This is a genomic window from Brenneria goodwinii, from assembly GCF_002291445.1.
GTDB classification, from domain to species: Bacteria; Pseudomonadota; Gammaproteobacteria; order Enterobacterales; family Enterobacteriaceae; genus Brenneria; species Brenneria goodwinii.
In genome coordinates this window covers 4817463-4832906 of the sequence record NZ_CP014137.1, presented here as the reverse complement: position 1 = coordinate 4832906, position 15444 = coordinate 4817463, and the positions used below count along the sequence as shown (strand labels likewise).

9 protein-coding genes, 2 tRNA genes and 3 rRNA genes are annotated in these 15444 nt (G+C 52.0%); 1 reads left to right on the top strand and 13 read right to left on the bottom strand.

The window, feature by feature from the left end:
- Window positions 1-77 precede the first annotated feature (77 nt).
- From ACN28R_RS21560 to ACN28R_RS21520, 9 genes are all read right to left on the bottom strand, one after another.
- A complete protein-coding gene (locus ACN28R_RS21560; RefSeq protein ID WP_095835868.1) occupies window positions 78-1034 on the bottom strand; it encodes a helix-turn-helix transcriptional regulator in 957 nt (318 codons plus the stop codon).
- 311 nt (window positions 1035-1345) lie between these two features.
- Window positions 1346-5035 carry a methionine synthase gene (metH, locus tag ACN28R_RS21555; protein ID WP_095835427.1) on the bottom strand — a complete coding sequence of 1230 codons (3690 nt, stop codon included), beginning with the start codon at window positions 5033-5035 and terminating at the stop codon, window positions 1346-1348.
- Between the two features lie 139 nt (window positions 5036-5174).
- Window positions 5175-6104 carry a homoserine O-acetyltransferase MetA gene (metA, locus tag ACN28R_RS21550; protein ID WP_048637274.1) on the bottom strand — a complete coding sequence of 310 codons (930 nt, stop codon included), beginning with the start codon at window positions 6102-6104 and terminating at the stop codon, window positions 5175-5177.
- Window positions 6105-6243: 139 nt separating this feature from the next.
- Window positions 6244-6615: a YjaA family stress response protein gene (locus tag ACN28R_RS21545; protein WP_095835426.1), complete on the bottom strand. Its 372-nt coding sequence runs from the start codon at window positions 6613-6615 to the stop codon at window positions 6244-6246.
- Window positions 6616-6765: 150 nt separating this feature from the next.
- Window positions 6766-6881 (bottom strand): 5S ribosomal RNA (rrf, locus tag ACN28R_RS21540).
- A 107-nt stretch (window positions 6882-6988) separates the two neighbouring features.
- Window positions 6989-10094: ribosomal RNA gene (locus ACN28R_RS21535) — 23S ribosomal RNA — on the bottom strand.
- A gap of 194 nt (window positions 10095-10288) precedes the next feature.
- A tRNA-Ala gene (locus ACN28R_RS21530) sits at window positions 10289-10364 on the bottom strand.
- Between the two features lie 128 nt (window positions 10365-10492).
- Window positions 10493-10569 (bottom strand) — tRNA-Ile (locus ACN28R_RS21525).
- 77 nt (window positions 10570-10646) lie between these two features.
- Window positions 10647-12188 (bottom strand): 16S ribosomal RNA (locus tag ACN28R_RS21520).
- The 16S, 23S and 5S rRNA genes sit together here with 2 tRNA genes alongside, the layout of an rRNA operon.
- Window positions 12189-12672: 484 nt before the next feature.
- On the opposite strand from ACN28R_RS21520, the gene ACN28R_RS21515 reads away from it, so the two are divergent.
- Complete coding sequence (locus ACN28R_RS21515) at window positions 12673-13209, top strand: gamma carbonic anhydrase family protein (protein WP_048637272.1); 537 nt, start codon at window positions 12673-12675, stop codon at window positions 13207-13209.
- On the opposite strand, the gene ACN28R_RS21510 is transcribed toward ACN28R_RS21515, so the two are convergent.
- From ACN28R_RS21510 to ACN28R_RS21495, 4 genes are read right to left on the bottom strand one after another with little or no spacing between them, the layout of a single operon-like run.
- Window positions 13206-13463 carry a DUF1488 family protein gene (locus ACN28R_RS21510; RefSeq protein WP_048637271.1) on the bottom strand — a complete coding sequence of 86 codons (258 nt, stop codon included), beginning with the start codon at window positions 13461-13463 and terminating at the stop codon, window positions 13206-13208. The two genes, ACN28R_RS21515 and ACN28R_RS21510, sit on opposite strands and share 4 nt — an antisense overlap.
- Window positions 13460-14287 (bottom strand): shikimate dehydrogenase, encoded by an 828-nt coding sequence (gene aroE, locus ACN28R_RS21505; RefSeq protein ID WP_048637270.1) that lies wholly within the window; start codon window positions 14285-14287, stop codon window positions 13460-13462. The genes ACN28R_RS21510 and aroE overlap by 4 nt, the downstream gene beginning before the upstream one ends.
- Before the next feature lie 20 nt (window positions 14288-14307).
- Window positions 14308-14877, bottom strand: coding sequence for an L-threonylcarbamoyladenylate synthase type 1 TsaC (gene tsaC / locus ACN28R_RS21500; protein ID WP_048637269.1), 570 nt, complete (start codon window positions 14875-14877; stop codon window positions 14308-14310).
- Window positions 14870-15427: a DNA topoisomerase family protein gene (locus tag ACN28R_RS21495; RefSeq protein ID WP_048637268.1), complete on the bottom strand. Its 558-nt coding sequence runs from the start codon at window positions 15425-15427 to the stop codon at window positions 14870-14872. The genes tsaC and ACN28R_RS21495 overlap by 8 nt, the downstream gene beginning before the upstream one ends.
- Window positions 15428-15444 lie beyond the last annotated feature (17 nt).

Here is a 15444-nt window from a genome sequence, read left to right as displayed (position 1 = left end):
CGCGCAGGCAGGAACTATTGGGAAATGATGAAGGTGAATCCCCTCACGGCGACGATGGGGAGATGCAAGCAATCCGTTCAGGGGAGAATACGCACGTCGCTTGGCGCAATGCCGTAGCGCCGCCGGAAGGCGGTAGCAAAGTTGGAGGCATGTTGATAACCGGACATCCAGGCTGACTGCTGCACGCTATATCCCCGTTCAAGATAGCGGCGGGCCAGCGCCAGGCGGCAGTCGCGCAGATAATCGAACACCGAGTGCCCGTAGGCTTGCCGGAATTTGCTTCTCAGGCTGCTGGGACTCATCGCCGCCAATTGCGCCAACGCATGCAAGGTGTACTCATTTTCCGGCTGCTGTTGCAGCAGTTGACGGATGTTCTCCAGACGACAGCGTTCGCCCGGCGCGGGTAGATAACTTTTTCCCTGCGATCGCGCTTCGGTCAACAGACCGTAACCCAGCAGTTGCAGCATCACCCCTTCCAACATGAACTGACGCGGTACGTCGGCAACGGTGTGGTCCAGCGCGTGTTGCAAACCAGATAACAAATAGCCGGGAACCTGCCACACAAAAGCGGGAGTCTGCGCGTTTTCCCATTCATGCAGTAAAGAGGCCATCATTGGCTGCGGCTGAAAACTGGCGGGATTAACCCCCAGCGTTAAGGTCTTGAGATGACGATCGGCCGGATGACTGGCTTTCATCACCAGATGCTCGCCCAGCCTGGTGCTGAAAGCCATCCCCGAACGTATGACAAACTCCCGGCCGTCAAGGCGGATCGCCACGCAGCCCTCCAACACCACCAGCGTATACATCGGCGAACATTGCAGCGAGGTCGACTCATAGGGCTGCAAAACCTGCACGTTGGAGTTCGTCAGGCAGATACCGCAAGGCAGCACCAGCTCTTCGACGTTGCCCTGTATAACGATACGCTTTTCTTGATGACGTAGACCGCCTGAGGGCAGCGCGGGGAAGTGGTAGCGGATGCCATAGCGCTCGCCAAAATCAAAAAAATCCTCTATCGAAAAATGGCGCTTTACCATCGTGGAAGATACGCAGTTGACCATGCTCAGGATCCGGGATCAGGCCAGCCATCGCTGGGGAAAGAGAATCGAAATAATTATTACCAGGCTCACCATATCACCCGATCCGGCAAGCATCAATAATATTGATAACTATTCTCAGCATGGCACTGCGTATGGTCTCAGCCGTGTTTGAACGGGCTGAAAACTTCACCCTGTATCGGGCGTGGCGCAATATCACAGAGAAAGATCAATGCTTATCGCGCGCCACGCGCGAAACATCCCCAGTACTGATAAATACATGAGCGACAAGGGACTTTGAAAGCGGATTATCAGACATCTTCCGCATCATAACCCAGATTCGGCGCCAGCCAGCGCTCAACCTCGGTGACGGGTAAGCCTTTACGCTTGGCATAATCCTCTATCTGATCGCGCTGGATCTGCGCGACGGCGAAATACTTACTGTCCGGATGGCTGAAATACCAGCCGGATACCGACGCCCCCGGCCACATGGCATAAGAGTCCGTCAGTTTCATACCGACATGCGTTTCCACATCCAGCAACTGCCAAATTTCCGCCTTCTCAGTGTGATCCGGGCATGCCGGGTATCCCGGCGCCGGGCGAATCCCCTGATAGTTTTCACGAATCAACTCGTCGTTGCTGAGATTCTCATGTGCCGCATAGCCCCAGTAAACTTTACGCACCCGTTCGTGCAGATACTCGGCAAAGGCTTCAGCTAACCGGTCCGACAAGGCTTTCACCATGATTTTATTGTAATCATCATGCCGCGCGTCCCACTGTTCGGCCAGCGCGTCTTCCTCCAGCCCGCCGGTGACGGCGAACGCGCCAATGTAGTCTGGCTTGCCGCTGGACTTGGGCGCGACGAAATCGGCCAGGCAATAGTTCGGGAAATCCGCTTTTTCGGTTTGCTGACGCAGATGATGGCTAACCAACCGCACCTCATCCCGCCGTTCATCGGTATAAACTTCCACATCATCCCCAACCCGGTTGGCAGGGAATAACCCGACCACGCCTCGGGGATGAAGCGCGCCGCGCGCCGACAAATCATCCAGCATAGCGTTGGCATCGGCAAACAGTCGTTTCGCCTCTTCCCCCACTACGTCGTCTTCCAGAATGCGCGGATATTTGCCCGCCAGCGACCAGGTCATAAAAAATGGCGTCCAATCGATGTAGTTACGCAGGGTATCAATGCCGGCAGTGACCTCCTGTACGCCTAAGCGATGCGCCACCGGCGGCGTATAGTTTTCCCAATCCAACGGGACGCCGTTATCACGGGCGGCTTGCAACGCAATAGGCGCCGTTCTGGGCTTCTTGCGGCCATGCTGGATACGCACCGTTTCATACTCTTTGCGGATGCGAGCCACAAAACCATCGCGCTGGCTCGCGGACAACAACGAAGAAACCACGCCCACCGTACGGGAGGCATTCTGTACATAGACGGTTGGGCCGCTGTAGTTCTGCTCAATCTTCACGGCGGTATGCGCTTTCGACGTCGTCGCGCCGCCAATCATTAACGGCAGAGTGAATCCCTGGCGCTCCATCTCTTTGGCCACATTGACCATTTCATCAAGGGAGGGCGTGATCAGGCCAGACAAACCGATAATATCCACTTTCTCTTCGCGGGCGGTTTTCAGGATCCGATCCATCGGCACCATTACCCCCAGATCGATGATTTCGTAGTTATTACACTGCAACACCACGCCGACGATATTTTTACCGATATCGTGAACATCCCCCTTCACCGTCGCCAGCAGGATCTTGCCGGCGGTTTCGCCTTTGGCCTTGCTGGCTTCAATATAGGGTTCAAGATAGGCAACGGCCTGCTTCATCACGCGGGCCGATTTCACCACCTGCGGCAGAAACATTTTCCCCGCCCCAAATAGGTCGCCGACCACATTCATGCCGTCCATCAGCGGCCCTTCAATGACTTCGATCGGCCGCTCCGACTCCTGACGCGCTTCCTCGGTATCCTGTTCGATAAACTCGGTGATGCCTTTCACCAGCGAATATTCCAGCCGCTTCTTCACCGGCCAGGAACGCCATTCGGCCTGCGGCTTATGACTCTCATCATCTGACTTGCTGCCGCGGTATTTTTCCGCCAGATCCAGCATGCGTTCGGTGGCGTCATCGCGACGGTTGAGGATCACATCTTCAACCGCGTCGCGCAGTTCGGCGGGAAGATCGTCGTAGATCGCCAACTGGCCGGCGTTAACGATCCCCATATCCATCCCGTTACGAATAGCATGGTAAAGGAAGACGGCATGGATCGCTTCACGCACCATATCGTTGCCGCGAAAAGAGAATGAAACGTTAGAGACGCCGCCGGAGATCATCGCATGGGGAAGCTGCTGTTTAATGTCCGCACAGGCTTCAATAAAATCGACCGCATAGTTGTTGTGTTCTTCAATCCCGGTCGCAACGGCAAAAATATTCGGGTCAAAAATAATATCTTCGGGCGGGAATCCGACTTCTTCCGTCAGGATGTGATAAGCACGGCGGCAGATATCAATCTTACGGGCGCGGGTATCCGCCTGCCCGACTTCATCAAACGCCATCACCACCATCGCGGCGCCATAACGTCGAACCAGCTTGGCATGATGTATAAAGGCCTCAACTCCTTCCTTCATGGAAATGGAGTTAACGATCCCCTTGCCCTGAATACATTTCAGCCCTTGCTCGATCACCTCCCATTTCGAAGAGTCGATCATGATCGGGACACGGGCAATATCAGGCTCACCGGCAATCAGATTCAGAAAACGCGCCATTACCGCCTGCGCATCCAGCATCCCTTCATCCATGTTGATATCGATGATCTGCGCGCCGCTTTCTACCTGCTGGCGGGCCACATCCAGCGCTTCATTAAATTTTTCTTCTTTTATCAGACGCTTGAAACGGGCCGATCCGGTAACGTTGGTGCGCTCCCCGACGTTAACAAACAGCGTGTCGGCATCAATATTCAGCGGCTCCAGACCGGACAGACGGCAGGCCACCGGGATCGCCGGCAATTTCCGCGGCGCCACGCCTTTAACCACTTCGGCAACGGCGGCGATATGCGCCGGCGTCGAGCCGCAGCATCCCCCCACGATATTCAGAAAGCCGGCGCGCGCCCATTCGCCAATGTGGAGCGCCATGTCATCGGCATCCAGATCGTACTCGCCAAAGGCGTTCGGCAGCCCCGCGTTCGGATGTGCCGATATGTAACACTCGGCGATACGGGAAAGCTCGGCCACGTACTGCCGCAGATCGTCCGGACCCAGCGCACAGTTCAGGCCAAACGATAATGGACGGGCATGGCGTAATGAGTTGTAGAACGCTTCCGTGGTCTGCCCCGACAGCGTACGGCCGGACGCATCGGTGATCGTACCGGAAATCATCACCGGTAATTCAACGCCCAACGCTTCAAATTCGCTTTCAACCGCAAAGACGGCGGCTTTGGCGTTTAAGGTATCAAAGATGGTTTCGATCATGATTAGATCGACACCACCCTCGATTAACGCGCGGGTGGACTCCCGGTAAGCGGCAACCAGTTGGTCGAAGGTGATATTGCGAAATGCGGGATCGTTAACATCCGGAGAAATAGAGGCGGTCCGGTTGGTCGGGCCGAGTACGCCGGCAACAAAACGCGGCTTATCCGGCGTCATCGCCGTCCATTTATCCGCGCTGGTGCGAGCCAGTCTCGCCGCGGCGGTATTAATCTCCGCCGACAACGATTCCATCCCATAATCAGCCATCGCGATCACGGTGGAGTTGAAGGTGTTGGTTTCGAGGATATCGGCCCCGGCTTCCAAATAAGCATCATGGATAGCGGTAATGACCTGGGGTTTGGTCAGCACAAGAAGGTCGTTATTGCCTTTCACATCGCTTGGCCAGTCAGCAAAACGCGCGCCACGATAGTCTGCTTCCTGCAAGTGATAGCTCTGGATCATGGTTCCCATCCCACCATCCAATACCATAATGCGTTGCGCTAACTGACGGCGCAACTCGTCTACCCGATTAATCACAAATACCTCATACCAGCGATGAATTTCTCACCAATGCAAGAACCTATCCTAACATAAGTTACTCACCCGCTGACGTGGCGTCGCATGAGACTTTTTCTGGCGGGTTGAGCCGTGCCGCGATGGTGAAAGAAAGTGTGGTTTAGTCCAATGTAGGGTTCATACGACGCAAATCATAAGGTGTAATCTGATAAACATAGTAATTAAGCCAGTTAACAAACAATAAATGCCCGTGGCTGCGCCAGGTTGCTTTAGGCGCGATTTCCGGGTTGTTATCAGGAAAATAGTTCACCGGAAGCGTCGGGTTAAGCCCACTCTCACGATCGCGGAAATATTCATTCGCCAGCGTTAATGCATCGTATTCAGGATGACCGGTAACAAAAGCCAAACGCTTATCCCGGCTGGCAAACAGATAGGCCCCAGCCTGCTCTGACTCGGCAAGAATATCTAAGTCGGTATGGTTGCGAATGACATCGGCAGGGAAATCCGCATAGCGGGAATGCGGCGCTAAAAATGTCTCATCAAATCCCCGGGTCAGTAACGCGTGCGGTTGTAACGTATGGTGTGCATAGACCCCGGATAACTTCTCCGTACGAGTCATCTTCGGAATGCCATACAGAATGTTGAGCGCCGCTTGTACGGCCCAACACACAAAGAGCGTGGAGGTCACATGCTCTTTTGCCCATTCAATCACTCTGGCGATCTGCGGCCAGTAGGCCACGTCGCAAAAATCAACCAGACCCAGCGGCGCGCCGGTGACGATCAATCCATCGAAATTCTCATCCTGAACGTCATCAAAGTTACAGTAGAAATTATTCAGATGTTCGGCCGGGGTATTTTTCGACTCACGGCTATCAATACGCAGTAACTGAATATCGATCTGTAACGGAGAGTTTGATAGCAATCTCAGAAACTGGTTTTCAGTTTCGATCTTCTTCGGCATCAGGTTCAGTACCAGCACTTTCAAAGGGCGAATTTCCTGCGTTTTAGCACGAGAGGACGTCATCACAAAAACGTTCTCATTACGCAGAAAACTTACGGCCGGTAACTCATCAGGAACCCGGATTGGCATAACCTTATATCCTCAATGCATACGTTTATACGTTTAGACTTCTAGATGCCTGAAGATAGCGATTTTTAACATAAATGTCGAGCGTTCACGGCCGAAGGTGAAAATGTTTCACGGTGAACAACAATAATGCTCACATGGATTATCCTTTTTCCTTTGCTTGCTCAATAACTTCCGAATCGGTCAATACTCGTGGACCATCGATCACTATCAAATGAGCTTTCGGTGAACTGGCAACCGTGATTTCCTGCAGGACTCGCTCTTCTACCGGAGATAGCCCGCCTTCATTCATTTCGAGTGCATGAATAATCAGAATATCCCGACCAAATTTGAACCAGCTCCGTTTGACAAACTTTCGGGTTAAATCATAAAGAACCTTTTGCGCGCGAAAGAAATCGGCAACCAGTAGACGAGAATTACTGAAAACTTGGCTGGCATCGCTTACCTCCTGATGCATTTCAGGATTACGAACAACCATTTTATTTTTGCGGATCTGAATATACAGGATCGTCATTTACTTCCCTAATCGACTGATTTAAATAATTTTTTATAAAAAAGATGAAATATGCGCGCCCGTATTCGCACCCAATATCAATAAATTGATAAATTCCCGAAACGCAAAAAAGCCCCATGCTTGCGCATGAGGCTTCTTTACGTGTTTGATGCCTGGCAGTTCCCTACTCTCACATGGGGAGACCCCACACTACCATCGGCGCTTCGGCGTTTCACTTCTGAGTTCGGCATGGGGTCAGGTGGGACCACCGCGCTATCGCCGCCAGGCAAATTCTGTTTTATCCCAACCGTCGCAGTTTTCTCTGCAACCATCAGAACCAATCTTTGAACAAGCTAAAATATCTTCGTCGTCTCTAAAACACCTTCGGTGTTGTAAGGTTAAGCCTCTCGGGTCATTAGTACTGGTTAGCTCAATGCATCGCTGCACTTACACACCCAGCCTATCCACGTCGTCGTCTTCAACGGCCCTTCAGGGGCATCAAGTGCCCAGGGAAGACTCATCTCGAGGCAAGTTTCCCGCTTAGATGCTTTCAGCGGTTATCTCTTCCGCACGTAGCTACCGGGCAATGCAATTGGCATCACAACCCGTACACCAGTGGTGCGTTCACTCCGGTCCTCTCGTACTAGGAGCAACCCCTCTCAATCTTCCAACGCCCACGGCAGATAGGGACCGAACTGTCTCACGACGTTCTAAACCCAGCTCGCGTACCACTTTAAATGGCGAACAGCCATACCCTTGGGACCTACTTCAGCCCCAGGATGTGATGAGCCGACATCGAGGTGCCAAACACCGCCGTCGATATGAACTCTTGGGCGGTATCAGCCTGTTATCCCCGGAGTACCTTTTATCCGTTGAGCGATGGCCCTTCCATTCAGAACCACCGGATCACTAAGACCTGCTTTCGCACCTGCTCGAGCCGTCACTCTCGCAGTCAAGCTAGCTTATGCCTTTGCACTAACCTCCTGATGTCCGACCAGGATTAGCTAACCTTCGTGCTCCTCCGTTACTCTTTGGGAGGAGACCGCCCCAGTCAAACTACCCACCAGACACTGTCCGCAACCCCGCTCAGGGGCCCACGTTAGAACATCAAACATTAAAGGGTGGTATTTCAAGGTCGGCTCCACGCAGACTGGCGTCCACGCTTCGAAGCCTCCCACCTATCCTACACATCAAGGCTCAAGGTTCAGTGTCAAGCTATAGTAAAGGTTCACGGGGTCTTTCCGTCTTGCCGCGGGTACACTGCATCTTCACAGCGAGTTCAATTTCACTGAGTCTCGGGTGGAGACAGCCTGGCCATCATTACGCCATTCGTGCAGGTCGGAACTTACCCGACAAGGAATTTCGCTACCTTAGGACCGTTATAGTTACGGCCGCCGTTTACCGGGGCTTCGATCAAGAGCTTCGCATTGCTGCTTACCCCATCAATTAACCTTCCGGCACCGGGCAGGCGTCACACCGTATACGTCCACTTTCGTGTTTGCACAGTGCTGTGTTTTTATTAAACAGTTGCAGCCAGCTGGTATCTGCGACTGGTCTCAGCTCCGTCCGCAAGGGACTTCACCAAATCCAGCGTGCCTTCTCCCGAAGTTACGGCACCATTTTGCCTAGTTCCTTCACCCGAGTTCTCTCAAGCGCCTGAGTATTCTCTACCTGACCACCTGTGTCGGTTTGGGGTACGATTGATTGTTACCTGGTGCTTAGAGGCTTTTCCTGGAAGCGTAGCATCGGTTACTTCATCACCGTAGTGACTCGTCATCACGCCTCAGTGTTGACGGTGTTCCGGATTTACCAAAAACACCCACCTGCACGCTTAAACCGGGACTACCGTCGCCCGGCCAACCTAGCTTTCTCCGTCCCCCCTTCGCAGTAACAACCAGTACGGGAATATTAACCCGTTTCCCATCGACTACGCCTTTCGGCCTCGCCTTAGGGGTCGACTCACCCTGCCCCGATTAACGTTGGACAGGAACCCTTGGTCTTCCGGCGTGCGGGTTTTTCACCCGCATTATCGTTACTTATGTCAGCATTCGCACTTCTGATACCTCCAGCAACCCTCACAGGTCACCTTCGACGGCTTACAGAACGCTCCCCTACCCAACGAACGTATCCCTAAGTCAACTCGACTTTGTAAAACGCATTGATGTCGCTTCGCGCCATCAATCGTCATTCGACATCGCCAAATTGGCTTGGGTGATACGTTCGCTGCCGCAGCTTCGGTGCATGGTTTAGCCCCGTTACATCTTCCGCGCGGGCCGACTCGACCAGTGAGCTATTACGCTTTCTTTAAATGATGGCTGCTTCTAAGCCAACATCCTGGCTGTCTGGGCCTTCCCACCTCGTTTCCCACTTAACCATGACTTTGGGACCTTAGCTGGCGGTCTGGGTTGTTTCCCTCTTCACGACGGACGTTAGCACCCGCCGTGTGTCTCCCGTGATAACATTCTCCGGTATTCGCAGTTTGCATCGAGTTGGTAAGTCGGGATGACCCCCTAGTCGAAACAGTGCTCTACCCCCGGAGATGAATTCACGAGGCGCTACCTAAATAGCTTTCGGGGAGAACCAGCTATCTCCCGGTTTGATTGGCCTTTCACCCCCAGCCACAGGTCATCCGCTAATTTTTCAACATTAGTCGGTTCGGTCCTCCAGTTAGTGTTACCCAACCTTCAACCTGCCCATGGCTAGATCACCGGGTTTCGGGTCTATACCCTGCAACTCAACGCCCAGTTAAGACTCGGTTTCCCTGCGGCTCCCCTATGCGGTTAACCTTGCTACAGAATATAAGTCGCTGACCCATTATACAAAAGGTACGCAGTCACCCCACCCCAAAACGCTCCACTGCTTGATTGGTGTGTTGAACGTTGCTTCGCAACGTTAACCGCCATCAGTGATGTCGTTACGCATTTTGTACACCACGCAAAGCGAAACGCTTTGGTGGTGGGGCTCCCACTGCTTGTACGTACACGGTTTCAGGTTCTGTTTCACTCCCCTCGCCGGGGTTCTTTTCGCCTTTCCCTCACGGTACTGGTTCACTATCGGTCAGTCAGGAGTATTTAGCCTTGGAGGATGGTCCCCCCATATTCAGACAGGATAACACGTGTCCCGCCCTACTCATCGAGCTCACAACCTGTGCGTCTTCGTGTACGGGACTATCACCCTCTGTCGTGCGACTTTCCAGACGCTTCCACTGACACACAAGCTGATGCAGACTCTGGGCTCCTCCCCGTTCGCTCGCCGCTACTGGGGGAATCTCGGTTGATTTCTTTTCCTCGGGGTACTGAGATGTTTCAGTTCCCCCGGTTCGCCTCATCACACTATGTATTCATGTGATGATAATGTGTCGAAACACACTGGGTTTCCCCATTCGGGTATCGTCGGTTGTAACGGTTCATATCACCTTACCGACGCTTTTCGCAGATTAGCACGCCCTTCATCGCCTCTGACTGCCTAGGCATCCACCGTGTACGCTTAGTCGCTTAACCTCACAACCCGAAGGTGTCTTTTGACATCTTGCGCTGCGATTATTTGAGAGACTCTGATACAGCCAAATCACATCTCAGTACTACACGGAGAGATATGTTTAGCCGCATCGTTTCAAATTTCAGCTTGTTCCAGATTGTTAAAGAGCATAATACTTCACAGCATACTGTTACCAATACGCTCTGAAGTCTTTGTATGGTGGAGCTATGCGGGATCGAACCGCAGACCTCCTGCGTGCAAAGCAGGCGCTCTCCCAGCTGAGCTATAGCCCCATTACTGACACTTACAGCTACCTTTAGTACCACTCATAGAAGAGTTAATTCGTTTCCAGGCAAGGCGTGGAATGGCGAAGCATACTCTAGTATGCGAGTCATTTCACAACGCAGCATGGGAAAGAATTTGGTAGGCCTGAGTGGACTTGAACCACCGACCTCACCCTTATCAGGGGTGCGCTCTAACCACCTGAGCTACAAGCCTATTAAGGTATTTCTGCTCGTTATTTTCATCAGACAATCTGTTGTGGACACTGCACATTACCTACATCAGGCTTTTGGTAAGGAGGTGATCCAACCGCAGGTTCCCCTACGGTTACCTTGTTACGACTTCACCCCAGTCATGAATCACAAAGTGGTAAGCGCCCCCCCGAAGGTTAAGCTACCTACTTCTTTTGCAACCCACTCCCATGGTGTGACGGGCGGTGTGTACAAGGCCCGGGAACGTATTCACCGTAGCATTCTGATCTACGATTACTAGCGATTCCGACTTCATGGAGTCGAGTTGCAGACTCCAATCCGGACTACGACGCACTTTATGAGGTCCGCTTACTCTCGCGAGGTCGCTTCTCTTTGTATGCGCCATTGTAGCACGTGTGTAGCCCTACTCGTAAGGGCCATGATGACTTGACGTCATCCCCACCTTCCTCCGGTTTATCACCGGCAGTCTCCTTTGAGTTCCCGACCGAATCGCTGGCAACAAAGGATAAGGGTTGCGCTCGTTGCGGGACTTAACCCAACATTTCACAACACGAGCTGACGACAGCCATGCAGCACCTGTCTCAGAGCTCCCGAAGGCACATTCGCATCTCTGCAAACTTCTCTGGATGTCAAGAGTAGGTAAGGTTCTTCGCGTTGCATCGAATTAAACCACATGCTCCACCGCTTGTGCGGGCCCCCGTCAATTCATTTGAGTTTTAACCTTGCGGCCGTACTCCCCAGGCGGTCGACTTAACGCGTTAGCTCCGGAAGCCACGGTTCAAGACCACAGCCTCCAAGTCGACATCGTTTACGGCGTGGACTACCAGGGTATCTAATCCTGTTTGCTCCCCACGCTTTCGCACCTGAGCGTCAGTCTTCGTCCAGGGGGCCGCCTTCGCCACCGGTATTCCTCCAGATCTCTACGCATTTCACCGCTACACCTGGAATTCTACCCCCCTCTACGAGACTCTAGCCTGCCAGTCTTGAATGCAGTTCCCAGGTTAAGCCCGGGGATTTCACATCCAACTTAACAGACCGCCTGCGTGCGCTTTACGCCCAGTCATTCCGATTAACGCTTGCACCCTCCGTATTACCGCGGCTGCTGGCACGGAGTTAGCCGGTGCTTCTTCTGCGGGTAACGTCAATGAACAAGGTTATTAACCCTATCCCCTTCCTCCCCGCTGAAAGTACTTTACAACCCGAAGGCCTTCTTCATACACGCGGCATGGCTGCATCAGGGTTTCCCCCATTGTGCAATATTCCCCACTGCTGCCTCCCGTAGGAGTCTGGACCGTGTCTCAGTTCCAGTGTGGCTGGTCATCCTCTCAGACCAGCTAGGGATCGTCGCCTAGGTGGGCCCTTACCCCGCCTACTAGCTAATCCCATCTGGGTTCATCCGATGGTGTGAGGCCCTAAGGTCCCCCACTTTGGTCTTGCGACGTTATGCGGTATTAGCTACCGTTTCCAGTAGTTATCCCCCTCCATCGGGCAGATCCCCAGACTTTACTCACCCGTCCGCCGCTCGCCGGCAAAGAAGCAAGCTTCTTCCCGCTGCCGCTCGACTTGCATGTGTTAGGCCTGCCGCCAGCGTTCAATCTGAGCCATGATCAAACTCTTCAATTTAAGATTTGTTTGATTCGCTAAGTTAATAGCTGTGCTCAAAGAATTAGTAACTGTTTATTCGTAATGAATTTACTGCTAGTCACTCTTCAAGACTTTTTTATATCGTTGCCGATACGGTCTTGTGAGTGCCCACACAGATTGTCTGATTAAATTGTTAAAGAGCAGTGCACTGTGGCCTGAGCCGCCGCGCGAGGTGGCGTATATTACGCTTTCCTCTTTAAGAGTCAATGTTTATTTCAAACAGGTTGTTCTCTTTTTTACCGACCCGGTTGTGAATTCACAGCGCCGTGTCGATGGAGGCGCATTATAGGGATCCCGTCACTTTGCACAACCACTTTTTCGATCTTTTTTTCCGTTCGCGTAATTTTCAACCCTTTCGTTGAGATCTTAGTCGATCGAGCCTATTTTCAGGTTGCCGTAACCCCATATCTATCGATACTTTATCTATTCATTCACACATGATGCGGTCAATAAGGGGTTGGTGATGGATTCAGGAAACGTTCGCGGCTATAGAGGTATGTTCCCAATCATTGGCGAGAACGTCATGATTGATGCGTCGAGCGTAGTCATCGGCAAGGTAACCCTCGGCAACGACGTCAGCATTTGGCCTCTTGTGGCGATCCGCGGTGATGTGAACGATATTCACATCGGCGCAAGGAGCAACATTCAGGATGGTTCCGTTCTGCATATTACACACGGTTCAGAAAAGAATCCTGAGGGTAATCCGTTAATCATCGGGGAAGATGTTACGGTTGGGCATAAAGCGATGTTACATGGTTGCACGATAGGTAATCGCGTGCTGGTCGGGATGGGTTCTATCATTCTTGATGGCGCGGTCATTGAGGATGACGTAATGATCGGCGCCGGTAGTCTCGTTCCGCCAAGGAAACACCTGGAAAGCGGTTATCTGTATCTTGGCAGTCCGGCTAAAAAGATCCGCCCATTAAGTCAGGAAGAGATTGAAGGGCTAGAGTATTCGGCAGCTAACTACGTTCGCTGGAAAAACGACTATATCCTTTAGGATAACGAGAAGTAGCCTTGGCTATCATATTCCTCATCCCGCACCATCTTCTCAAACTCGTCCTCCAGATCCCACCGATGCAGCCGGAACAACGATAGCCATTGTTCCGGGTCGCCGCCGCCATAGCGTCGCATTACCTGCTCCGCGCTGATACAGCACATCTGTTGCAATCCATTGACCAGGACAGGAAAACAGATGGCTTTAAGATCGTCATTCCAACTTTCACGATCCGGAAACTGAATCGCCTGATTCATTGAGCCAACTCCCGTTTAAGCTGCTCGATAACCGGAACGACATCCGGCATGACGCCATTCCAGAGCTGGAAAGAATGCGCGGCTTGCCCCACCAGCATCCCCAGACCATCAGCATAACGAATTGCGCCATGCTGTACGCACCAGGCCAGAAACGGCGTCAATTCGGACAAATAAAACATGTCATAACAGCATGTTTGCGAAGAAATCAATGAAGCCGGTAGTTGAGGAATATCGCCATGAAGACTCGATGATGTCGCATTAATAATCAGATCGAAATGTTGTTCACGCAGATCATCCAACGCAACGGCATGAATATTGCCAACAACGCTGAATAGTTTGGCTAAGCCTTCTGCTTTAGCAAACGTTCTGTTGGTCACAACAATCGAGCAACCATAAGACAGCAGCGGTTGAATTACACCTCGTGCCGCGCCCCCCGCACCGACCAATAAAATGCGATCTTGTGGTTTGATAAAATTCAGGCGCTGCAAATCACTGAGTAAACCAACACCATCGGTGTTATCACCAAACAAACGTCCGTCATGCAGTTTCTTTAACGTGTTAACCGCCCCGGCAAGCGATGCCCCTTCACTCAGTTCATCGGCCTTTGCGAAGGCTCGTTCTTTAAATGGAACGGTGATATTCGCTCCATGGGCGCCCTCCTGAAAGTAGCCTTGTAGCATTTCTTCAAAGCGATCCAACGGCGCTAAAAGACGTCTATAGGTCAGTTCAATACCTGTCTGAGCGGCAAATAACTCATGTATACGCGGTGACTTGCTATGCGCGATTGGGTTACCAAAAACAGCAAACGACTTTATCTCAGACACCCTACTCTCCAATCTTTACATCAACCCTGACGCAATAGCTCACCGGTTAAAACATCTCTAATTTCGGAAGGATTAACCCTTCCCCCCACTTTCCCTCGCAAAACGGGAAAATCATCACCAAACTGCTGATAGATTTCCTGCTCAGAACGACAAGGCGGCTGTCCGCTCAAATTAGCGCTGGTTGAAACCAGAGGCTTGCCATAGCCGATGCACAACTTTTTCACCAATGGATGCGCACTGACCCGCACCGCCAGCGAATTAAATTTTCCCGTCAGCCACTTTGGTGTTGTGTTCCTGGCTGGGATCACCCAGGTAACAGGTCCGGGCCAACGAGAAAACATCACTTCCTTTTGCTCGTCAGACAGCAGGCTATCATCAATATAAGGCTTCAATTGCTGATAATCAGCCGCAATCAGAATCAATCCTTTTTGCCATGGGCGTTGCTTCAGAACTAACAGACGTTTAACCGCGAGTTCGCTGTCTGGGTCGCATCCCAAACCAAAAACAGCCTCGGTGGGGTAGGCAATGACCTCTTCGTTTAGCAATGCCTGCATGATAGAAGTCGGTAAATCACCTGCAATATCATTCATTATTATCAACTTCAGCCATCACTGGCTTTCCACATAATTTACTGGCACAAAAGAGCTTAAGGCCTTTTGCCGTTTTCTTCTCGATAAGTAAGGGATAGTGGCAGTGAGGACACTCCCCGGCGACCGGTTTATTATTAAGCGTAAACTGACATTCGGGATAACGATCGCAGGCATGAAATACTTTTCCGTAGCGTGATTTACGCTGCAACAGCGTTCCTTTATGGCATTGCGGACAACGCAGCGCCGTTTCATCCGGCCGATCAATCACCTCCGTATGATTACATTCAGGATAGTTTCCACACCCAATGAACATGCCATAGCGCCCTTGCCTTAGCACTAACGTTGATTGGCAACGCGGACACAGCTGTCCATCAAGCACCTTAACCACATGCCCGTCAGCCTGAGCCTTCAGCGGGCGAATGAACTCACATTCCGGATAACGGGAACAACCAAGAAAAGGCCCGTGCCGTCCGGATCGGATAACCAGCACAGACCCACATTCAGGGCAAACCTCTTGTTTCTTGTCAGCAAAAAGTACGGTCTTAGCCATCCCTTACCTACTACATT

Bases quoted from the DNA above. Each gene is read 5' to 3' on its own strand.
- metA (WP_048637274.1), bottom strand. From the start codon at position 6,104: ATGCCAATCCGGGTTCCTGATGAGTTACCGGCCGTAAGTTTTCTGCGT.
- ACN28R_RS21560 (WP_095835868.1), bottom strand. From the start codon at position 1,034: ATGGTAAAGCGCCATTTTTCGATAGAGGATTTTTTTGATTTTGGCGAG.
- ACN28R_RS21495 (WP_048637268.1), bottom strand. From the start codon at position 15,427: ATGGCTAAGACCGTACTTTTTGCTGACAAGAAACAAGAGGTTTGCCCT.
- tsaC (WP_048637269.1), bottom strand. From the start codon at position 14,877: ATGAATGATATTGCAGGTGATTTACCGACTTCTATCATGCAGGCATTG.
- ACN28R_RS21510 (WP_048637271.1), bottom strand. From the start codon at position 13,463: ATGAATCAGGCGATTCAGTTTCCGGATCGTGAAAGTTGGAATGACGAT.
- ACN28R_RS21545 (WP_095835426.1), bottom strand. From the start codon at position 6,615: ATGACGATCCTGTATATTCAGATCCGCAAAAATAAAATGGTTGTTCGT.
- ACN28R_RS21515 (WP_048637272.1), top strand. From the start codon at position 12,673: ATGGATTCAGGAAACGTTCGCGGCTATAGAGGTATGTTCCCAATCATT.